This is a genomic window from Microvirga sp. P5_D2, assembly GCF_054049475.1.
In genome coordinates, this window is the sequence record NZ_JBFUMH010000336.1 from 1 (window position 1) to 2,169 (window position 2,169).

The 2,169-nt window shown below is 49.5% G+C and carries 2 protein-coding genes; both read left to right on the forward strand.

The features are described 5' to 3' along the window. On the forward strand, positions 1-1,902 hold a 1,902-nt coding region (locus ACXJKO_RS31385), incomplete at its 5' end, for a glycosyltransferase family 4 protein (RefSeq protein WP_457094913.1). A gap of 10 nt (positions 1,903-1,912) precedes the next feature. After that, positions 1,913-2,169 (forward strand): hypothetical protein (locus ACXJKO_RS31390; protein ID WP_457094914.1); only part of this gene is annotated, 257 nt, incomplete at its 3' end.

Below are 2,169 nucleotides of genomic sequence, written 5' to 3' on the forward strand. Positions count from 1 at the left end.
AGGCAACACTCGATGATCATGGAGTACATCAAGAAGAAACACGCATCACTCTTCTCGTCTAGAGCCCTACTTGAGAGAGAACAAAGCAATAATCAACGATTTGCCATTCTTTGTCGCGACAGCGGGAAGGTGTACTACTGTACCGATCCAACAAATGAGATGGCCGAGGTCGGCTTGGCCTCTTTTTACGAGGGTATATCAAAGTCCATATGGCAACCTAACTTTGGTGATGTCCCACCATTGGTAGTCTTCACGACAGAAAGAGTTCTGTCGCTTCTCTCCGAGTACAAGCTAATCAATGGAATTCTGTGGGAGCTCCAGCGCCGCAACGGTAAAGGGCAAGCCGCATCAGTGTCGATAGCGTTCGACAGTTCGGACGTGCCAGAGGTGTGTTTCACAGCCGATGAAACTGCGGGCCATGCTCCGCATTTAACGATGATTACTACCTCATGGCTGGTCGAAGACACGCAACGACCTCATGAAGATCACCTCGATAACCGAGTCCGGGCTGGTTGGCATGCGCGTTTGTTATTTCGAGTACCTTTTGATCCGCCATCCTTGATTACAGTCGATGGCTTTATGAGTGAACTCCGAGTTCCCTTGCGTGAACGCTCCTATGGTGCCTCAGTCGCCGGTGTTCGATCGACCGCCGTTCAGTCCCTGCGGCGCCGACTTGCTAACGTTCAAACCTACAGCAAACTTGTCGCAGATATTGAGAATATACTTCCGACTCGCAAGTCGAAGAAGAAGGACGTCGGGATCGTTCTGCCAGTCCTATCATTTGGCGGAGTAGAAAAGGTAGCGCTTGCATACGCACGAGCCATGGCCGCTAAGGGTGCAAGCATACACATATTTGTATGCGGACAGAATCGAGCCCTGTTGACGTCCGATGTGGTCTCGCTAGCGACTAGCATCACTTTATTCGATGACAGAGGCTTCAAATCGTACGCGTCAACAAGCGACGATAGTGACTATCTTGGAGCTCCGTTGCCTAAGTGGGCCGATGAGGGAGATATCAATGCCGCAATCGGTCTACTCAGCACAATGGATATCATCATCAACTTCAATGTTACCGAGTTCAATGTCATTATGGCGAAGCTCCGGCGCTTAGGGATAAGGACGGCTACTTCGCAGCACTTGGTCGACGTCACTCCGTTTGGGCAACCTCAGGGAACACCGCACCAAATCCTAGCATTTGAGCATGCATATGACGACGTCATCGTTATATCGCGGCAATTACGCGACTGGTTTGTAGGAATGGGCGTACCACGAGAAAAGATTGCTCTCGTACAGAATGGTCCAGGATATGAGCTCGACACGAAGGTTCGGAGTCGTATTGCAGGTCGCAAAATCGAGGGCGCTACGCGATCTCTACGGGTGCTCTTTATGGGTCGGTTTGATCGGCAGAAGGGACTCGATCGCCTTTCAAAGCTAATATTACAGTGCGAATCTGAGGATCTTGGATTCGAATGGCGGATTGTTGGTAGCCCTGTCCTTGGAGATGAGGCAATCGACTTAGCAGCAATTGCCAAACATGTCTGCCCAGTTGCAACAAACCCTCGGTCTTTAACATCGCATTACGAATGGGCAGACGTTATGATCCTTCCCTCGCGGTTTGAGGGAGTACCACTATCAATTCTAGAAGCTGGCCGAGTCGGTTGCATTCCGATTGCAACTCGCGTGGGTGCCGTTGATGAAATTGTGGTAGATGGTAAGACAGGTTTCTTGCTTGATAATGAGGCCGCAGAGAATGACATTGTTGAAAGTGCTAAGACAATACTAATGAAGCTTAGAGATGACAAAGCTCTGCGAACACAGATATCAWAGAATGTCGCCGCAGAGTTCTGCCATTACGATTGGGCAATGACAACTAAGCCACTAATTGAACGCTTCAAGCTTTAAGTGAGAGTCCATGTTACTCGCTACAGAAAATGTACTGCCCGTAATGTTTGACGGGAACCTAAAGTATCTTATCACTGCTGATCAAGCAGCGTCTGGCGCAAACCTCTTTGGAGGGATTGACCTTTGTCCTATAATCATCCGTAGGATAACTTCCGGGCAGTTTTGTGCAGCGCTCATCGGAGATGATCCAGATACAGAGAAGCTATCTGAAGTGAGTGCGTTGCCGAGTCGCCTTGTTGCGATCATTTCAGCGGGTGAGGACGATGA